15 protein-coding genes are annotated in these 17,494 nt (G+C 60.5%); 8 read left to right on the forward strand and 7 right to left on the reverse strand.

Features of this window, described 5'->3' with window-relative positions; all coding sequences use genetic code 11:
• Positions 1-5: 5 nt before the first annotated feature.
• The 5 genes from VMA09_21435 to VMA09_21455 form a co-directional block, all read right to left on the reverse strand.
• Positions 6-956, reverse strand: coding sequence for an oxidoreductase (locus tag VMA09_21435; protein HUA36185.1), 951 nt, complete (start codon positions 954-956; stop codon positions 6-8).
• Positions 957-1,012: 56 nt separating this feature from the next.
• Positions 1,013-2,098 (reverse strand): transaldolase, encoded by a 1,086-nt coding sequence (tal, locus tag VMA09_21440; protein HUA36186.1) that lies wholly within the window; start codon positions 2,096-2,098, stop codon positions 1,013-1,015.
• 154 nt (positions 2,099-2,252) lie between these two features.
• Positions 2,253-5,471, reverse strand: a complete 3,219-nt coding sequence (locus tag VMA09_21445; GenBank protein ID HUA36187.1) for an AAA family ATPase — start codon at positions 5,469-5,471, stop codon at positions 2,253-2,255.
• A 273-nt stretch (positions 5,472-5,744) separates the two neighbouring features.
• On the reverse strand, positions 5,745-7,310 hold the full coding sequence (gene amt / locus VMA09_21450) for an ammonium transporter (GenBank protein HUA36188.1): 1,566 nt from the start codon (positions 7,308-7,310) through the stop codon (positions 5,745-5,747).
• Between the two features lie 365 nt (positions 7,311-7,675).
• Positions 7,676-8,296: a response regulator transcription factor gene (locus VMA09_21455; GenBank protein ID HUA36189.1), complete on the reverse strand. Its 621-nt coding sequence runs from the start codon at positions 8,294-8,296 to the stop codon at positions 7,676-7,678.
• Positions 8,297-8,363: 67 nt separating this feature from the next.
• Here VMA09_21455 and VMA09_21460 point away from each other — a divergent pair, with 67 nt between their 5' ends.
• The 5 genes from VMA09_21460 to VMA09_21480 all read left to right on the forward strand — a co-directional run bounded on the left by VMA09_21460 (position 8,364) and on the right by VMA09_21480 (position 11,220).
• Positions 8,364-8,642 (forward strand): hypothetical protein, encoded by a 279-nt coding sequence (locus VMA09_21460; protein ID HUA36190.1) that lies wholly within the window; start codon positions 8,364-8,366, stop codon positions 8,640-8,642.
• 99 nt (positions 8,643-8,741) lie between these two features.
• Positions 8,742-9,698: a hypothetical protein gene (locus VMA09_21465; protein HUA36191.1), complete on the forward strand. Its 957-nt coding sequence runs from the start codon at positions 8,742-8,744 to the stop codon at positions 9,696-9,698.
• A 163-nt stretch (positions 9,699-9,861) separates the two neighbouring features.
• Positions 9,862-10,200, forward strand: coding sequence for a hypothetical protein (locus VMA09_21470; GenBank protein HUA36192.1), 339 nt, complete (start codon positions 9,862-9,864; stop codon positions 10,198-10,200).
• Positions 10,197-10,625: a hypothetical protein gene (locus tag VMA09_21475; protein HUA36193.1), complete on the forward strand. Its 429-nt coding sequence runs from the start codon at positions 10,197-10,199 to the stop codon at positions 10,623-10,625. Before VMA09_21470 ends, VMA09_21475 begins: the two co-directional genes overlap by 4 nt.
• A 109-nt stretch (positions 10,626-10,734) precedes the next feature.
• Positions 10,735-11,220 (forward strand): hypothetical protein, encoded by a 486-nt coding sequence (locus tag VMA09_21480; GenBank protein HUA36194.1) that lies wholly within the window; start codon positions 10,735-10,737, stop codon positions 11,218-11,220.
• 43 nt (positions 11,221-11,263) lie between these two features.
• On the opposite strand, the gene VMA09_21485 is transcribed toward VMA09_21480, so the two are convergent.
• Both VMA09_21485 and VMA09_21490 read right to left on the reverse strand, forming a co-directional pair.
• Positions 11,264-11,788, reverse strand: coding sequence for a hypothetical protein (locus VMA09_21485; protein HUA36195.1), 525 nt, complete (start codon positions 11,786-11,788; stop codon positions 11,264-11,266).
• Between the two features lie 107 nt (positions 11,789-11,895).
• Positions 11,896-12,273, reverse strand: a complete 378-nt coding sequence (locus VMA09_21490) for a hypothetical protein (GenBank protein HUA36196.1) — start codon at positions 12,271-12,273, stop codon at positions 11,896-11,898.
• Positions 12,274-12,413: 140 nt separating this feature from the next.
• On the opposite strand from VMA09_21490, the gene VMA09_21495 reads away from it, so the two are divergent.
• The 3 genes from VMA09_21495 (at position 12,414) to VMA09_21505 (ending at position 17,448) form a co-directional block, all read left to right on the forward strand.
• Positions 12,414-12,980: an OmpA family protein gene (locus VMA09_21495; GenBank protein ID HUA36197.1), complete on the forward strand. Its 567-nt coding sequence runs from the start codon at positions 12,414-12,416 to the stop codon at positions 12,978-12,980.
• A gap of 20 nt (positions 12,981-13,000) precedes the next feature.
• Positions 13,001-13,765 (forward strand): hypothetical protein, encoded by a 765-nt coding sequence (locus VMA09_21500; protein ID HUA36198.1) that lies wholly within the window; start codon positions 13,001-13,003, stop codon positions 13,763-13,765.
• Between the two features lie 404 nt (positions 13,766-14,169).
• Positions 14,170-17,448: a hypothetical protein gene (locus tag VMA09_21505; protein ID HUA36199.1), complete on the forward strand. Its 3,279-nt coding sequence runs from the start codon at positions 14,170-14,172 to the stop codon at positions 17,446-17,448.
• Positions 17,449-17,494 lie beyond the last annotated feature (46 nt).

The following is a 17,494-nucleotide window of genomic DNA, read 5'->3' on the forward strand; positions in this document are numbered from 1 at the left end:
GTTTGTTATCGAGCCTGGCTGAGGGCTTCGTAGTGAACGTCAGTCAGCTTTTCTGAAACGTCCCATAATTGCGCCGCGACAGCAGTGTCGCGAGCCGCTGCGCTCATGGGAACCTTCGCCGGGTAACCCCACATTTCCTGAAATCCATCCGGTCCGATGTAGTCTCCGCCCTCCACTTCGGGCGCAACCGCGGCGTAGAGCGTCGGCAGCGCGCCCATCGCCGCCGTCTGAGAGAACATCGAATTCATCAAGTTCCAGAACTGCTCCGCGAACGACGAACCGCGCATCCGCGCCGCGCCGAACTGAAGATTGGTCGCGGCGTATCCCGGATGGCATCCGATGCTGGTCAGCTTCGCACCCGCATTCTCGGCCTTGCGCTGCAGCTCCCGCATGAAGAGGAGATTGGCGAGCTTGCTCTGACCGTATGCTCTCCAGCGATTATAGCCTTTGTCCCAGTTGAGATTGTCGAAGCGGATCGCGCCGATCTTGTGCGCGCCGCTGCTCACTGTGACGACGCGGGCACCGTCCGCCGCGAGCAGTGGCTCGAGCAGCAAACCGGTCAGCGCGAAATGGCCGAGATGATTGGTGCCGAACTGCATCTCGAATCCGTCGAAGGTTTTCGAATACGGCAGCGCCATCACACCGGCGTTATTGCAGAGCACGTCGAGCTTGCGATGTGTCGAGCGGAACTCGTCGGCGGCGGCACGGATTGAAGCGCGGCTCGAAAGATCGAGCGCGAGCACCTCAACCGTCGAGCCGGGAAACTGCTTTACGATTTGATCGGCAGCCGCGCGAGCGCTGTCAGGCCGCCTGCACCCCAGCACCACATCGGCGTGCATGCGGGCCAACTGCAGCGCGGCTTCGTAGCCGATGCCGCTGTTCGCACCGGTGATAAGGATCGTTTTACCGGATAGATCGGGCAGATCGTCGGCCGTCCAGTGCTTTAACTCTGGCATGGCCGACAATCATCCCGTCGGGAGCGGCGAAACTCAACTGCCCGTGAATCGGCGAGTCAGCTCGCTTTCTTGAGCGCGGCGCTCTTTTCGATGATGCACTCGAGCAGGTCATCCCACGACTTGACGAACGACTCCGCGCCCTCTTTCTGGAGCTGATCCGCGAGCGCGTAGATGTCGATACCGGCTTTCTTGAACTCGGCCAAAACCGGTTCGGCGTCACCGCCATCCTGCGGGAGCATCGCACCGATCTCGCCATGATCTGCCAGTGCGAGCAGCGTTTTCTCAGGCATCGTATTCACGGTATGCGGGGCGGCCAAAGCACTCACGTAGAGCACGTCCGATGCCTTGGGATCCTTGGTTCCAGTGCTCGCCCACAGAAGGCGCTGCGAGCGGGCGCCGTAGTTGAGCAGCCGCAGCCATCGATCCGAGGCCAGCAGTTCGCGATACGCCTTGTAGATCCGGCGCGCGATCGCGATACCGAGCTTCTCGCGCAACGCCTCGGGAACCTTGCTCTGTACCGCAACGTCCCAGCGACTCACGAATACCGACGCGACCGAACCGACGCGAGGGTTCAGCCCGGCGGCGACGCGGCGCTCGACACCGCGCATGTATGCCTCTGCGGCTGCGACGTATTGCTCGCGCGAAAAGAGCAGCGTGACGTTGACCGGAACGCCGCGGAAGATCGCCTCTTCGATCGCGGGAAGACCCTCGGGCGTGCCTGGAATCTTGATGAACAGGTTGGGCCGCGCCGCGCGCGCATGCAGGTCGGTCGCGGCCGCCACGGTGCTCTTGGTGTCGTAGGCGAGCTTCGGCGAAACCTCGAGCGATACCCAGCCATCGACGGCGTTCGAGTTGTCGTGAATATGGCGGAACAGATCGGCGGCCGCGGTCAGGTCCTCGATCGCGAGTTCGAAGAATAGGTCCTCGCGGCTCTTGCCGGCGGCGGTCTTCTTGACGATCGCGTCGTCATAGTCGTGGCTGTTCTTGATTGCGAGGTCGAAAATCGTCGGGTTCGAGGTCAACCCCGTCACCGACAACTCATTTATATAGCGCTTGAGAGTGCCGCTGGTGAGCAGCGCGCGAGTGATGTTATCCAACCAGATGCTCTGGCCGGCTTCGCGAAGTTTCTGCGTAGCTTTCATTGCTCTCGCTCCTTGCGGCTGACTGGGATTGGGGTGCGCCGCCCCTTCTCACGCCCGACGTCGCACCCTACTCCTTCATAGTACCGGTTTTGATGCCAGAGCAAACCTCGCGGTATCACGAGGCTGTCGGCAGCAATCGCCACGGGCAGAGCTATTAGGCAGCGGAATGCGGTTGGTCGGCGCCCAGCAGTTTGCTCGCGCCGCGCAGCCAGCCGGTCATCCTCAAGAGCTTGAATTGATTGATCGCTTGACCGAGCAGAGCGGCGCCGGCTCGCTCGTCGCCCGGTTCACCGCGCCGCAGATACATCAGGGCCTCATCGTAATCGGTGATGGCACGAAGTGGACGCGCGCCCATTTCATCGAGCACTGCGCGCGCCTTGGCGAACCATTCGACAGCCTCATCATATGCGCCACGTAAGGCGCACAGACGCGCCAGCGCGAGGCGGCTGTCGCGCATCGGCCAGCGAAAGTCAGGAATCAGGACCTTGTCGCGAATGTTGCGCTCGATCAATTCGATCGAGTCTTGTTGGTTGGCGTACCACAACGTAGCAGCGACATCGCAGGCCACCGCGTTGTAAGTGGCTTCCCACGGCGCCCCGCGCTCGAGGGCGTTGCGCAGGCTTCCGACAAGCTGCATCGCAAGGTCGGCCCGATCGGTGCGAACCGAAAGATAGGCGCCATTGCTGCACGTCATGGCGAAGGCCCAGTTGTTCTCGGGCTTGGGCTGAAAGAACAGATCGCTGGTGCCGTCCTCGAACGCCGCGTCCCAACCCTCGTCGAGCGCGATCCGGAGATCATGCCTGGCGCCCGCCAGGTCGATGTTCGCGAAGTCTGGCGACATCGCTTTGGCGCGAATCGAAAGGACGAGCGCTCTATCACACGCAGCTTGCGCGGCAGGAAACTCTCCCAGCCCGACGTGGCAAACGGCAACATCAGCCCACGTTCTCGCTGCTTTTGCGATGCGGCCCTGGCGCTCCGCGTCGGCGGCTATTCGCTGAAACAGCGGCAGGCTGCGGCGGCAATCGCCGGCGAGAAAGAGCAGCGCGATCGGATATGCGTCGGGATCCTCAATCAACTCGCTACGCGATTCATAAGCTGGAGGAAGCTGGCGCTGGCGAATCCGCTCGCGCGGCAACGATTTCAGTACCTCGCGCAGCTGCCGCTGATTCGTTGTATCCGAGCGCATCCCGGGATTCGACGGATCCGCGGCTTCCTCACGCAAGAGATCAAGTTCTCTAAGACTGGCCCAGACGATATCGCGCCGATCGCCGATGTGGAGCAGCCCTGATCCGGCCAGCTCCCAGGCGGCACTCGTCAGTCCAGCGGAATGCATGGCGAACGCAGCGCTTTCAAAGTAGTCGGCAGCGGCGGCGGCTCCTTCCAGGCGGGCGATGATTTCGCCGGCTTCGCGTGCGATCTTTGCCGCTTCCTCGCGCTCCAGAGTCCAGATCATAGCCAACCCAAGGCGCGCCAGAATGCGTGCCCGCCGCGGGTCGTCCGCAGCAAGGAGTTCGAGCGCGATGCGAAGAAACGACACGGTTTCGTCGTAGGCGTAGGCGAGTTCAGCGTTGTCAGCGGCAGCAATCGCGTACTCCACGCCGCGGGTCGCGCCGGAGGCCTTCCCCGCCCGCCAGAAATGGTAGGCGACTTCGGCCGCATGCTCGGTCGCCCGCTCACTCCAGGCCGCTTCCATCGCTTCGGCAATTTTCTGATGCGTCCGAGTTCGCCGCAGCGGATTCAGTTGCGAATAGAGGGTGTTACGGATGATGGCGTGGGTGAACTCGAGATTCTCGTCACTGCCGGCCGAGCGCAGAATGCTCGCGCCCATGGCTTCTTCGGCCGCGTTCAGGGCGGCCTCTTCGTCCATGCCCGCTACGGCAGCTGCGATCGAAAATGAAAACGCACCCTTGAAAGCGCCGGCGACCTGGAGGAACCGGTTGGTTTCATCTGATAGTCGAACCAGTCGGCCCTCGACGAGCGCTCGCACGCTCTCGGGAATTCCGCCCTCGGTCGAGCTGGCGAGCGCTCTCCATCCAGTTCCTTCGCTCAGAATCTTCCCCGATTCTTTCAAGTGCAGCAGCAGCTCGCGGATAAAAAAGGGATTGCCGTCGGTCTCATTGGCAATAGCGGCTACCGCCTTATCAGGTGCGCGCTCGTCGCCGATAGTCTCGAGCAGCTCAGAAAGCTCGGCGGATGTGAGGCCGTCCAACTTCAATCGCTCGAAGTTTGGAAGCCGCGAGATTGCCGCGATAGCCGAGGCGAGCGGATGACGGCGATCGATTTCAGAATCTCTGTAGGCGCCTATCAACAGAATACCGGCGTCGCCAACGACCCGGCTCAGGTGATGCAGGATAGCGCTGGTGCCGCGATCGGCCCAATGGAGGTCGTCGAGAATCAGAACCAGCGGTCGGTCGCGCGAAATCTCGATGAAGAATCTTCCGATTGCATCGAGCATGCGCGACCGCTCTTCGTCCTTGTCGAACGCCGGCGGATCGGAAACATCGGGGAGCAAGCTGCGCAAGCCAGGCGCGATACGCACGAGCAGTGGAGCTGAAGGGCCCACGACTCGCTCGAGTTCTTTGCGATCGACGCTTTGCGCATAATTGGTCAGCGCCTCGGCAAAGGGCGAATATGGCGGGTACCATTCGCCCTCGTAGCAACTGCCCTGTAATACCTGCGCTCCGTTTGCCCTTGCGATCTCGCTGAACTCTTCGAGGAGGCGGGTCTTTCCGATCCCCGCTTCGCCCGTCAGCATCGCAATCGCGCCCTTCCCGGCCGATGCGCCTCCGAGTTTTTCGACTAGCTTATCCAGTTGCGACACGCGGCCGACGAAGGGGGTGCGATTGATTAACGACGATGGATTCTTGCGCTCGAAGATTACTTCGCAGATATCGACCGGCTGGCTGATGCCTTTGAGCGCGAAGGCGCCCAGTTCGTGAAACCTGAGCGACTGCCGGGCGGCCAGGAAGTCGGCGATCAATTTGCTGCACAGAATCTGGCCGCCCTCGGCCTTATCACACAGGCGCCGGGCCAGAACCAGGGGCGTGCCGAAATATCCACCTTCGCGTTTCAGCACTTCGCCGGCGTGAACTCCGGCTCGAATCTGAAGTCTTTTTCCTGAGACGGGACGATAGGACGCCTGCTGGATGCTGATCGCGCATTGCACCGCAGCAGCGCTCGAAGAGAATGCGGCCAGCATGCCGTCGCCCAGCCATTCCAATTCTTCGCCGCCGCCTGAGCTGACGGCATCGGACATCATTTTGTGAACCAATCCGAACGTGTGCTGCGCTGCTTCGTCGCCAACTTGCTGCAGAAAGGCGGTCGAAGCCACCAGATCGGTGAACAGAAAGGTCAGCGTTTCTGATTGAGGCACCCTTATCGCCTTCGAACCGCTTGGCGAGCCATCGACCGAATGGTTCGCTACCAATTCGAGCGTGAAGATTACCATCTCTAACTGTATTAGAACAACTAGAAGCATCTCACAGTTAGTAGAGACGGCAATAGATAAGGTCTGACTGAGCTATGAAAATGCGCAAGGCCCGAATTGCTTCGGGCCTTGCGTGGTTTTGAGCCGATTATCGCGAGCGATGGAGGAAGATCGGCCGGCTCCTTGTGGAGAGGAGCCGGCCAATCCGGCAGAAGCGTATCAACCCGCTTCTTTCATTTTGATCTTCGGCAACTTGGTGCCCGTGCGTCGTCCGACCGGAACATCGTCGATCGTCTTGGGGCATCCGTCGTCGCCCGTCACGACATACTCGGGATATGCCGGGAAGCCGTGCTCGCTGATGTCCAACCCTTCGATTTCGCCCTCGGTCGGGATACGCAAGCGGAAGGCGAAGTGCACTGCATACATCAGCGCCATCGCGGCGATAAACGTCGCAAGCGTGATCGAGAAGCTGCCGATCATCTGCGCCTTGAGCACTCCGAATCCGCCGCCGTAGAAGAGTCCTGTGACTACAGTGCTCGTGTCAGCTCCGAGCGGAGTCGGCGAGCCGTACTTGCCCGCGGCGAAGAGGCCCAGCGAGAGCGTGCCCCAGATACCTGCGATAGCGTGCACAGGAACTGCGCCGATCGGATCGTCGATACGCAGGTATTCGAGCAGATCGATACCCCACACCACGACGATGCCGGCGCCAATTCCGAGCAGGAACGCCCCCTCGGGATCAACCCAGTAACAGGGGCATGTGATTGCGACGAGTCCCGCGAGGAATCCGTTGACGGTCAGAGCCAAATCCCACTTTCGACCCTTGATGTATGAGTAGAAGAGCGAGGTCAGTCCGGCCGAGCAAGCCGCGAGCGTGGTGTTAAAGGAGACGCGGCCAATACCCTGTGCATCGAGGGCAGACAGCGTGCTGCCAGGGTTAAAGCCGTACCATCCGAACCACAGAATCAATCCTCCGGTCGCGCCGATAATCAAATCGTGCGGTTTCATCGGTTGTCCGCCGTCGCGCTTGAACACGCGGCCGAGACGGGGACCGAGCACGATTGCGCCAGCCAGAGAGATTACGCCGCCGATAGTATGAACGACAGTCGAACCGGCGAAGTCATGGAACGGGATCGGACCCATGTTGGCGAGCCATCCGTCCGGACCCCAGGCCCAGTGGCCGATGATCGGATAGATGAAGCCGGTGACGCCGACGCTATATAGCAAGTCGCCGATAAAATCGCAGCGGCCGATCATTGCGCCGGAGGTAACCGTCGAGCAGGTATCCGCAAATGCATACTGGAATACCCAGTACGCAAGCAGCGGAACACCAGTCGTTCCATAGGTGGCGGGAAGTCCATGCAGCAGAAATCCCGTCGTGCCGATCCAGGGCGTGCCGGGGCAGAACATGAAGGCGAAGCCCCACGCCCAGAAGGTCACGCCGCAGATGCAAGTATCGGCGATACCTTCGACCAGGATGTTAACTGTCTCGCGGGAGCGCGCGAACCCCGACTCCAGCATCACGAATCCGACCTGCATGCAGAACACCAGGTAGGCCGCGACCAGAGTCCACACCGTGTTAATAGCGTTGATGTGAGGAGGCGGAAGCGGTGGAGTCGCGTCAGCGTATGCCGCGTTGGGCAAATACCACTTCGAAATGAGTAGTACGACGATGCCGAGGCCGATCATCTTGCCCAGCATCAAGTAGGCAGCGTTTTTCCGTATCGACGGATCACGCCACCGCTCCTTAAACAAATGATAGAAAGAAACTATACCTTCAGCGAGCACTGGCTATTCTCCCTCCTGCTTGGGGTTTTGCTATTTGCTCCTCGCGACATCGAAGACCCGGGTCATCGACTAATCGCTCGTTGCGCTAGCGAGCAGACGAGTCGAGGGCTGCATCAGCAACGGACGTGCCGTATCGCGCGAAACGAAGATTTAGTTCCGCCGCGGGAAGTGCATCTACGACTAGTAGGTGATATAGGTTCACCGGGTAGTCGCGGTTTTTGCGTCCGAATTACTCAGATGCCGCGACACTGAGATTGCGATGTGCAACGCGACTGCCCATTTAATCGGCAGATGCCGACGAAATATCGGGCGTCGATCGAGGGACGAAGAAAGCGGTGCTTGGTGAGCGGGAAAACGGAGCGGAATTAACGATTTTGAACGGCGACGAGACCCGTTCTTATCGCGTAGTGCGTCAGTTCCATGCGATCGCGGATGCCAAGTTTCTGAAAAACGTTGGTCAGGTGCGTCTTGACGGTGTTCTCGCTGACCGACAGCGCCTCGGCAACTTCGGCGTTGCGCATCCCCATCGCAACGAAGCGCACGATCTCGGACTCGCGAATCGTGAGCCGCTTGGCGCCCGCCGTGTCGGACCGCGCAAACGCGGCTTGCAGCACCGGCGGCATCCACACATGTCCTTCTGCCACCGCGTGAATCGCCGTCACCAGCGTCTCGATCGCAAAACGTTTCTGCACGATCGCGCGCGCGCCGAACCGCAGCGCCATCATCCCGTTTTCCACGCTCTCACTGGCGGTAAGCACGATCACGGCGGCCTTTTCCGCCAGCGCCGGGATGTCGTCCATCGACCAGCGCTCGAGCTGCAAATCGAGCAACACGATGTCGCACGCAAGTTCCGCCATGACCGCCGGAAGCTTGCCCGCCCGATCGACTTCGGCCACCACCTCGACATCCGGCTGCAGCATCAAAAGAGAAATGAGTCCCTGCCGAAACAGGGCATGATCGTCGGCGATTATCAAACGTATCGGCATCGTCACGGCTATCCTGCCCGAAAAATCAGCAAGATGCGCGCCAGCGCGTCAAGGCCAATCAACGCAAATGTCTGATCAAACCTCATTCAGCGTATTCGTCCCCTCCCCCGCACATCAAGCGACCGTTGGCATGTCGTCGGCCGCCGCCGCGCTCGTCGCGTGGCCGCTCATGCTCATCGCCGCGATGGCGGCGATGCGGATGCTGCGCCTGCGGCGGCTGCGCAGCAAAGTTCGGTTCGTCTATTCGGGAGGACGCTCGCGCACTCCGGGCCGAATCATCAAGCCGGTTCTGCATGCGCGCGCGATGAATCCGACGCCCATTCGGCCCGGCACTCGCCGCCGATAGCTGTCACTCCCCTGGAGTGAATATTTCCGAAGTTCGTCGACTTGTTCGTCGGCCCTGTTCCGAAGGTTCTGCTAGAACGATGCGAGCCTCGGAGGTCTGATGGAACCAGAGCCGCAGAATTCGCGACGCCTGGCGGGCGAAGCGCTGGCGCTTGTCTATATCGCAGTGGTCGCGACCATCGCGGCGATCAGCGGCGCAGTCTATGTCATGTTTCCGGAGCTGGGTGCCCTGTCGCACGACATCATGACGCGGCCGCGCGGCTCGTGGGCGCGCGCGCCGATCCTGCTGATAGTCACTCCCGTCGCGACGGCCGCGATCGGAACGCTCGTCACGCGGCATCTTCCATATGGCTATTTGTCCGTGATGCTTACGGTAGGCGGCGCGCTGACCGTTTTACTAGCGCTGCGGTCGCCCATCGCGCCTGCGATATCAGCGGGATTCCTGCCGCTGGTGCTCGGGGTGAAGAGCTGGTGGTATCCGCCGGCGATCGTGCTCAGCACTTCGATGCTCGCGGCGCTGTCATACGTGTGGCGGCGGCAAATCGGCGCGAACGAGAGCCTTCGCCAGCGTCCAGCTTACGAAGTCAGCTCCGGAGAAGAATCGCTCGCGCAAATCGCAGCGCTATTGTTGTTCGTGCTGGCCGGCGTGTTCCTGGTCAAACTGACGAATTTGCGATTCATTCTTTTTCCGCCACTCGTGGTTATCGGCTTTGAGATGTTCGTGCACAGCGCGCACTGCCCGTGGGCATCGCGGGCGATGCGATTGCCGATCGTATGTCTGCTATCGGCGAGCGGCGGACTGCTCGCGCATCATCTGCTCGGTGTCGGGCCGCTCGCGGCGATCGCCAGTATGGCGTGGGGCGTCGCGATGCTTCGTCTGTTCGATCTGCACGTGCCGCCCGCGCTTGCCGTCGCGCTGCTGCCCCAAGTAATGGAAGCGCCGACAATTCTCTATCCGCTGTCGGTCGGCGTCGGCACGTCACTGCTGAGCGGCTCGTTCGTCTTGTATCAACAATTCCGCGAAGCCCGCCTTCAACCAGTTGACTCCCGCTCCTGAGCGCACGAGCAAGGACATAGTGAATGCTCATTGATTCACTTGCCCGTGCTCTAAAAATTTCTCTTCCTTACAGACCCATGGAGAGGTCGGTGCTCCTCTGAAATCCCTCTCCCTGGTCAGGGGAGGGAATAAAGGGAAGGGAGAATCCGCGTGGAGTGCAAATATGCCGGATATCAAACTGTACCAGTTCATTCCGGTGTTGGGACGCGAATCGGCGTCGCCATTCTCCGTCAAACTCCATTATGCATTCCGCTACAAGTGTGTCCCGTTTGAAGTAATCAATATCGGTAATCCATCCGAACTCAAGAAATATACAAATCGCGGCAAGCTGCCCGTCGCCGCGGCCGAGGTGCGCAAACTAAAGCGTCTGCTCGCCCATTACGAGCGCACGCTGCCGCGGTCGCCCAAGCAGCCTGTTCAGAAGGGATCCCGCGGCGGAAAGCACGCCCTTGACGCCGCGTCAGGCAAGCGAGTATCGCAAACAGGGAGGACCTTAGAATGAACTTTCAATGGTCCGGACAATCCGCTGGATTTGTAGTGATCGTGGCGACTCTGGGCTTCGTGTTGGGCAGCTCCACGGGCTCCCGTGCGCAATACGGCATCAGTTCGATGACACAGTCTGCGCAGGCGCTGACTGGCGATCAGCAGTCGGCGGCCAACCGCGCACTATGCGCCGCCGTGGGAAGCCAGGTTCCCAATCCCGCCTCCGCGTCGCCTTCGCTCCTCAGCAGTCCATCGGTGATTTCCACCGCGGCTTCGACATTCGCAGGCAGCGCCAACCTGCCGCTGCCGAGCGCAACCAGCATGCTGCAGACATACGTGGCGCAGCACGCTACCGACATCCTGGCGTCGTGCGCAGTGAGCAACGCGACCGGCGGCATAACCTCGAAGATTCCTGGAGCCAGCAGCTTGCCCTCCATACCCTGAATGCCTTGAGCTTGAAATCCGACGATCGCGCAGACAACTGGGAGGCTCGATCGCCGTCCGCTCATTTTCCATCTCGCCGGGCGCGTGCCGACGATTTATTATTTGGAACATGAACGCACGCAGGAAGCTCAACACGATCTTCGCGGCTCTAGCTGTCGCCGCGGCAGTCAGCGTTCCTTTTTCGTATGCAGGCACGGCGGATAACCTGAAGCTCGCGCCCGACCTTTCATTTACCGATGATTCGAGCGCGAACTTTCCAATCGTCACGAATCCAGGTGACGCGGCCGGGCCCGTAGCCAACGAGGCTACGGTGATTTTCTTCGGTACGGCGCATTGCTGGAACACCAATCGCGAGGCCGAGCGCCTGGTTGCGCTCTATCCGAAGTATCGCGGCAAGATGCATTTCGTGATCGTCGATCTGAATAACGTCTCCGCGGACCAGAAGCCGCTGGTCGCGAAGTATTATCGCGGCGCAATCCCAACGATCGCCATCGTGGATTCCAGCGGGCACGTAATCTACGACCGCGCCGGCGAGACCGCGGCCGATCGCGGCGACACTTCGAATCTTCAGAGCCTCCTGAACTCTGCGCACTGAAGATATGTGGCGGGGCGCTGAACGCCCCGCCCTCTGACTCGAGCTACGGATTTGGCGGCACTTCCAGCGCGTCGTTGATTTCGATGCGCGTTACGTTCTCGCCTGCTTTCAGGTTCTTCATTACGTAGTGAGCCTTGCGGTCCTGCACGTCGAAGTCCTGCGCGAAGACGGGATCGACGGCGTAGTCCTTGTCGCCCTGGTTATCCAGCTTTCTCGCCTCACCAAGACTGTCGATCAGGCTCGCCGTGGCTGCGGGCGAGCGCGGCTCGTCGGGCACCACGAGCGCGTCATCGATTTTCGATTGCGGCACATCGGCTCCAGCCTGCAGTTGCTTGAGCGCAAAATTCGCGGCCTCTGCCTGCGCGTAGAAGTCCTCGCGTGATACAGGATCCACGCCCGCAGCGTCAGCCTTGCTGTAGTCCATCTCCTCCGCGGCCTGGAGCTGCGGGATAGCCTGGGACTTTCGATTTGCCGCGAAACTCTGCGCGCCCTGCTGGCATGCCGACAGCGCAAACATCGCGAGCGATCCCAAAATCACTACTGCGACCTGACTTATTCTCGTCTGCATTGAATCAGCCTCACTGAAAAACGACCTTGCCTTGACGTGCCGATACTCCCGCCTACCCGTAACGCGGCGGCTATCGGCGCCACGAAATCGGACAAGCATCCAGGCTGTCAGAGCAGAGGATCGAAGAGCTGCGAGCTCGTATGGCCCAGCTTGAATCGCATGAGCATCCGGCTCAGCGAAACGGGGGCCGCCACGACGCTTGCGACGAGCGGCCGCGGCGCAGCGCTAACCAGGAGCCGAAGACGGGTGATTAGTTTCGTGCCTGCGGTCGCGATTTCACTAGATTTGCTCGGGCAGGGCTGCGCCACCGCAACGTAGCGCACCATCGTCCGGCGCAGCATCGCGCTACGGAAATGGTTGGCCTGCTGATGTAACCGACCGGCGGGGAGAGTCGCAAGCATCAAGACGCCGATAACGAGGATGCTCGCTTTGAATAGGCGGCCTGGCGTCGCACCGCGTCGATGCGAGAGAGGAGCCACGCCCATGAGTATGGCACCGTAACATCGCCGTCATCAAGTCGTAATAATTCCGCAATACGGATCAATGGCACCAAAGGGCAGTTTCCCAGCGCGCTGCCGTGCGCTACAAACTCGACAACATTTCAGTCCGAGGGGATAACTTCCGAATGAAGCTCAGCAAGATCGCCTTTCTGTCGATATTCGTGCTGCTCGCCGGATGCGTGCCGCAACAGCAATACAACCAGGAAGTGCAGCAGGTTCAGCACCTCCAGTACATGGACTCGACGTACAAGCAGCTCAACCAGAACCTTCAAACGGAGGTGAGCTCCGACCAGGTCGAGATCAAGCAGCTCCAGAACAAGCTCAAGGTCACGATGGTCAACGCAATCCTGTTTCCCGAGGGCGGATGGGAGCTCAACGCGCAGGGCAAACAGGAGCTGGGCAAGATCGTGCCCACGCTGCAGAGCGTCAACGGCAAGCAGATCGTGATCGCGGGCTATACCGACAACCTCGGTATTCTGCCGCCGCTCGCCGAACGCTTCCCGTCCAACTGGGATCTGTCGGCCGCGCGCGCCGTTTCGGTCGTCCGCTACCTCGAGGCGCAGGGCATCGATCCTAACACCTTGTCGGCGGTCGGATTCGGCAAGTACCATCCGATTGCCTCCAACGACACGCCAGAGGGTCGCGCCAAGAATCGCCGCATCGATATCAATATCCAGGACGAAACTCCGTAGCGGTCAGCGGGAGAATCACCGTGCGAAAAATACTCGCGATCATGCTCGGTTCGATCCTGATTGCGTCCGGCTACGCGCGGGCGCAGGGCACAGTCCTGCCCCTGCCGGCGGAGGATCAGCAGGAGATAAACCGGATGCTCGGGGCCGGGGTGGTCGGCCAGGCGCTGCCCAGCCTCACGATCCAGCATTCGTCGCTCTACTTCCCGCTCCGTGACAAGACGCTGACGTACCAGGTCGCGACCGGCGACAAGGCCGGCCGGGTCGAGCAGCTCGGCGTCGCGAAGGTGCGGCGCCCGGCGGGGAAATCAGCTTGGCGATTTCAGTTATCGCCGTCGCTCAGCGGATTCATTCGCGAAACCACCGAGGGCGACCTGATCATGCCGGCGGTCGCGGACGCGGGCGAGGGCGTGGTCGTCGTAACCACGCCGGCCAATCCCTTCGTGCTGAAAGGCATGAAGCCGGGCGAGACCCGCTCGTACTCTCAGCACGTATCGGTCAGCCACTTGGATGATCCGTCGGACCAGGAATACTCGGGCAACCTCAACGGCACATATACATACGTCGGGACGTACCAGCTAACGGTTCCCGCCGGCACCTATCAGGCTGTGCTGCTGCGGACCAAATGCAACGGCAGGGTCGGACCGGCCGAGACTCAGGATTCCGCCTACTATTTCTTTGCGCCGAACGTTGGCGTGGTCGCGATGATCAGCCAGGAAGATGCGACCGCGTTCTGGCTGATTCATCTCGATTCAAAAACTGGCAAAGTCCTGTCGAATAGTAACTAGCTTGCGCCGGGCTCGATCACTCAGTTAGCGCCGGCTTTACGGCGAACTAGGTAATATTCCGTCCGCATCTAGCTATTTTCCCTTATTGAGGAAATTCAGAAAAACACCTATCCATCGATTCGTTCCGGTTTAGTTCTCCTGTTCGAGGAAGATTCTGAAGGTCTGAAATCTTTGCCGAGCATCAGGCCGTGCTGTCGTCCGAAATGAGACAGCCACGGTCAGGAGGGAGTTGAGCCATGCGGAAGGGGGGATCGCAGGGCGAACGAGCGGGTTGGAGGATTGTCTCTTTAGTATCAGCGGCTTCTGCGATTCTACTCGGAGCCATTGTACTAGCTACCCGAGATCAAGGAGGCGCCCATCCGGAGCCCTCCGCTCGAGGACGGGCGCTGGCGAATTACTCGACGATGCCGCTGTTCTTCGAGCGCAACGTCGGTCAGAGCGATGCGAGCGTTCGTTACCTTGCTCACACCAGCCGCTACTCATTGTTTCTCAGTGACGATTCCACCGTCGTCACTCTGGTCGGCGGCTCGATTCGTAAGAATTCGCCGGCTGTAAAGAAAACCGCCAGGCCCAGCGGACTGGTGGAATCCGCGGTGCGAATCCGGCTCGTGGGCGCCAATCCGCATCCGTCGTTCGAGGCGCTCGAGCCGCTCCCGGGCCGGATCAACTATCTCGTCGGCAATGATGCTTCCAATTACCGGCGCGACGTTCCGATCTTCGCGCGCGTCAAAATGAAGGACGTTTATCCTGGGATCGACCTGGTCTATTACGGAACGCCGAAGTCGTTCGAGTACGATCTAGTCGCCGCGCCGGGCGCTGACACCTCGAAATTGAAGTTCGCTGTTGAAGGGCCAGCCCAGACCAGCGTCGATTCGAAAGGAAACCTGGTCATTGCGACCAGGGCCGGTGCGATCGTCTGGCAGAAGCCGCGCATCTATCAGCAGGACGCGAGCGGCGGCGAAACTCCCGTCAGCGGCACTTTTGCGCTCGCGAAGGACGGTACGATCGACGCGGGCGTTCCGCGCCGCGACGTTTCCTTCGACCTCGCAAGCTACGATCGCGCGCGGACGTTGGTAATCGATCCGAGCGTACAGATCATCTACTCGACCTACCTGGGCGGCTCGGGATCGAGCATTGGACCGATCAATCTCGAGCAGTTCTACGGGATTGCGGGCGGCAATTTGCAATTGGACTTCGCCGATATGGGAGCGGACGTAGCGCTCGATTCGAGCAATGACGCTTACGTCACCGGCGTCGCCTACTCCAACGACTTTCCAACCAAAAGCGCCTTTCAGGCAACGCTCAACGGCGCCAACAGCCCGCCAGATCAGAATCCCAACGCCTTCGTCTCGAAGTTCGACTATAGCCAATCGGGCGCCGCATCGCTGATTTACTCAACCTATATCGGAGGCAGCGGCGATACGGTCGTTGACGATGCCGGCAGCGGCAATGGCGACCTGGCTTTCGGGATCGCAGCGGATGCGAGCGGCCAGGCCTACATCGTTGGACAGACCTATTCGGCTAACTTTCCGTCAACCAATACTTGCGGCGCCTTCGGGCAAACCAATCCGCAAGGCGGAACGAGCACCAATGTCGGATTCGTCGCGAAACTCGCAGCAAACGGCGGATCGCTTGTTTACTCCTGCTACATCAACGGATCCAATAACGCCACTGAGTCGCGCGTCGCGCTGTTTCCGGTCGGATGCGGCACAACGACTTGCAAGGCATACGTTTCCGGTTCGACCCAAAGCGACTCGACGACCGGCTTCCCTGTTAGCGCCGGAGCTTTTCAGTCGACCCTCGCGGCCGCCAACGGTGAGAGCAACGCGACTTTTATCGTAATCGACGGGGATGGCACGCTCGGTTATGCGACGCTCTACGGCGGCGCGGGTAACGGAACGAACGCAGATACCGGACTTGCCGTCGCGGTCGATCCGACGAGCGGTAACGGCTTCATAACGGGCGCGACTTTTTCGAACAACCTTACGGTCCCGGGCGCGCAGGTCGCGACCTATGGAGGCACGGCCAACTCCACGAGTAACGCTTTCGTCGCTGAATTCAATCCAGCATTAAGCGGCAGTGCGTCGCTGGTTTATGCAACTTACCTCGGTGGCAGCGGAGCAGTCGCCACTATCACAGACGTGGTAACCATTGCTCAAGGCGATGCCGGCACTGCGATCACGATCGACAGTAACCACGACGTTTGGGTAACAGGCTTCACTGCATCGACGAATTTTCAGGTGCCGGGTTCGACCATCCCCTCATTCCAAACAAGTAATCAAGCCAACGTCGTTTCGGGGTCGCCAGGAACCGCGCTCTTCATCACCCAACTCGATCCCACGACGAGCGGCTCCGAAGGTATCCTCTACTCCACTTATTTCGGCGGCAACGGTACCAACGTTGGTCTGGATGGTAGTGGCTCGATTGGCTTCGGCGATGTCGGCACTGGAATCGCGGTCTCGGGCGGCAAGGTATACGTAACCGGTCTCACGACTTCAGGAGCGACTGCAAACTCATTTCCAACCAGCGCGAACGCCTGCATGACCACGAACTCCAGCAGCGGCTTCACGTTCGCCAATTTCGCCACGGTTCCGCTCACGTCGTTCGTCGCCGAGCTCGATCCGGCGCAAACGATCGCGGCAAATCAGCTCGTCTTCTCCACGTTGCTCGGCGGCAGCGGATTGGCCGATGGCACTGGCGGGCTTGCACTTGATTCCAACGGCAATATCGTCGTCGCGGGTCTGACGTACTCTTTGGACTTCCCTGTGACGCCTAATGCGTTCCAACTTTCGAATGCTGCATCCGGTTCGGACCAAAGCCAGGCGTTTCTGTCCGTTCTGAATCCTGCGGGCACAGTCTGCCCCACTCCATTCCCAACTCCCACACCATCTGCGACGCCCTCGGCATCGCCATCACCTACTCCAACCGGCACGGCCACGGCCACGGCGACTTCGACCACCGTTACAACGCCGACGGCGACCTCGACGACGACGCCGACAACCACGCCGACCCCTGTCGGCAACGTCCAGGTTATCGAGCCGGGCAGCGGCAGCGGCGGTCCGGGTGCGACAGTCGGGGCCGGTAGCTTCGGCTACACGCCATCCGACACCAACGCGCAGACGCTTACGTCGGTCAGCGTATCGATCAGCAATCCCAATGTGTTCAGCTCTCTGGTGCTGACGGCCTCGCTCAACGGCGCACCGGCAGGAAGCTCCACTGTGAATGCGCCGAATATCGTCGATACGACGGTGTTCACATTCTCACCCGCGATCAGCATACCGTCAGGCGGTTCACAAGTAGTCACTTTCACGCTGAGCGGAGTGCTATCCGGCGGTGCGAGCGCGCGTCTCGATTTCGATCGCGGCCGCATCAAGCTGGCGGGTGTAGTCGCCGGCGGATCGCGTGGATTCGGTGAGCACGCCGGTCTGATATTCGCACTCGGCATGCTCGGCCTTGTAATTGCGCCGATGCGCAAGCGGCAGAGGGGGAGAGTCGCGATCGCGGCGTTTGCGATCGTCGCGATGGCTGCGGCGTTCGCCGGATGCGGCGGCTCATCGGGCGGGCCGCCGCCCGTGACGACCACGTCGGCGCAGCAGATCGTGGCGCTCGACATTACGGAAGATGGTAATCCCGTGCCGGTTGTGGGCTTGCCCGCCGATCTCGGCACCGTCACGAGACATTGACGAGGACGAGGGCTGGGGGGGATTTGAAAAGGGGCCGCATCGGCAT

It is taken from the genome of Candidatus Binataceae bacterium (assembly GCA_035508495.1).
GTDB lineage: Bacteria > Desulfobacterota > Binatia > Binatales > Binataceae > JASHPB01.

Bases quoted from the DNA above. Each gene is read 5' to 3' on its own strand.
- VMA09_21435 (HUA36185.1), bottom strand. From the start codon at position 956: ATGCCAGAGTTAAAGCACTGGACGGCCGACGATCTGCCCGATCTATCC.
- tal (HUA36186.1), bottom strand. From the start codon at position 2,098: ATGAAAGCTACGCAGAAACTTCGCGAAGCCGGCCAGAGCATCTGGTTG.
- VMA09_21455 (HUA36189.1), bottom strand. From the start codon at position 8,296: ATGCCGATACGTTTGATAATCGCCGACGATCATGCCCTGTTTCGGCAG.
- VMA09_21460 (HUA36190.1), top strand. From the start codon at position 8,364: ATGTCTGATCAAACCTCATTCAGCGTATTCGTCCCCTCCCCCGCACAT.
- VMA09_21465 (HUA36191.1), top strand. From the start codon at position 8,742: ATGGAACCAGAGCCGCAGAATTCGCGACGCCTGGCGGGCGAAGCGCTG.
- VMA09_21470 (HUA36192.1), top strand. From the start codon at position 9,862: ATGCCGGATATCAAACTGTACCAGTTCATTCCGGTGTTGGGACGCGAA.
- VMA09_21475 (HUA36193.1), top strand. From the start codon at position 10,197: ATGAACTTTCAATGGTCCGGACAATCCGCTGGATTTGTAGTGATCGTG.
- VMA09_21480 (HUA36194.1), top strand. From the start codon at position 10,735: ATGAACGCACGCAGGAAGCTCAACACGATCTTCGCGGCTCTAGCTGTC.
- VMA09_21485 (HUA36195.1), bottom strand. From the start codon at position 11,788: ATGCAGACGAGAATAAGTCAGGTCGCAGTAGTGATTTTGGGATCGCTC.
- VMA09_21490 (HUA36196.1), bottom strand. From the start codon at position 12,273: ATGGGCGTGGCTCCTCTCTCGCATCGACGCGGTGCGACGCCAGGCCGC.
- VMA09_21495 (HUA36197.1), top strand. From the start codon at position 12,414: ATGAAGCTCAGCAAGATCGCCTTTCTGTCGATATTCGTGCTGCTCGCC.
- VMA09_21505 (HUA36199.1), top strand. From the start codon at position 14,170: ATGCCGCTGTTCTTCGAGCGCAACGTCGGTCAGAGCGATGCGAGCGTT.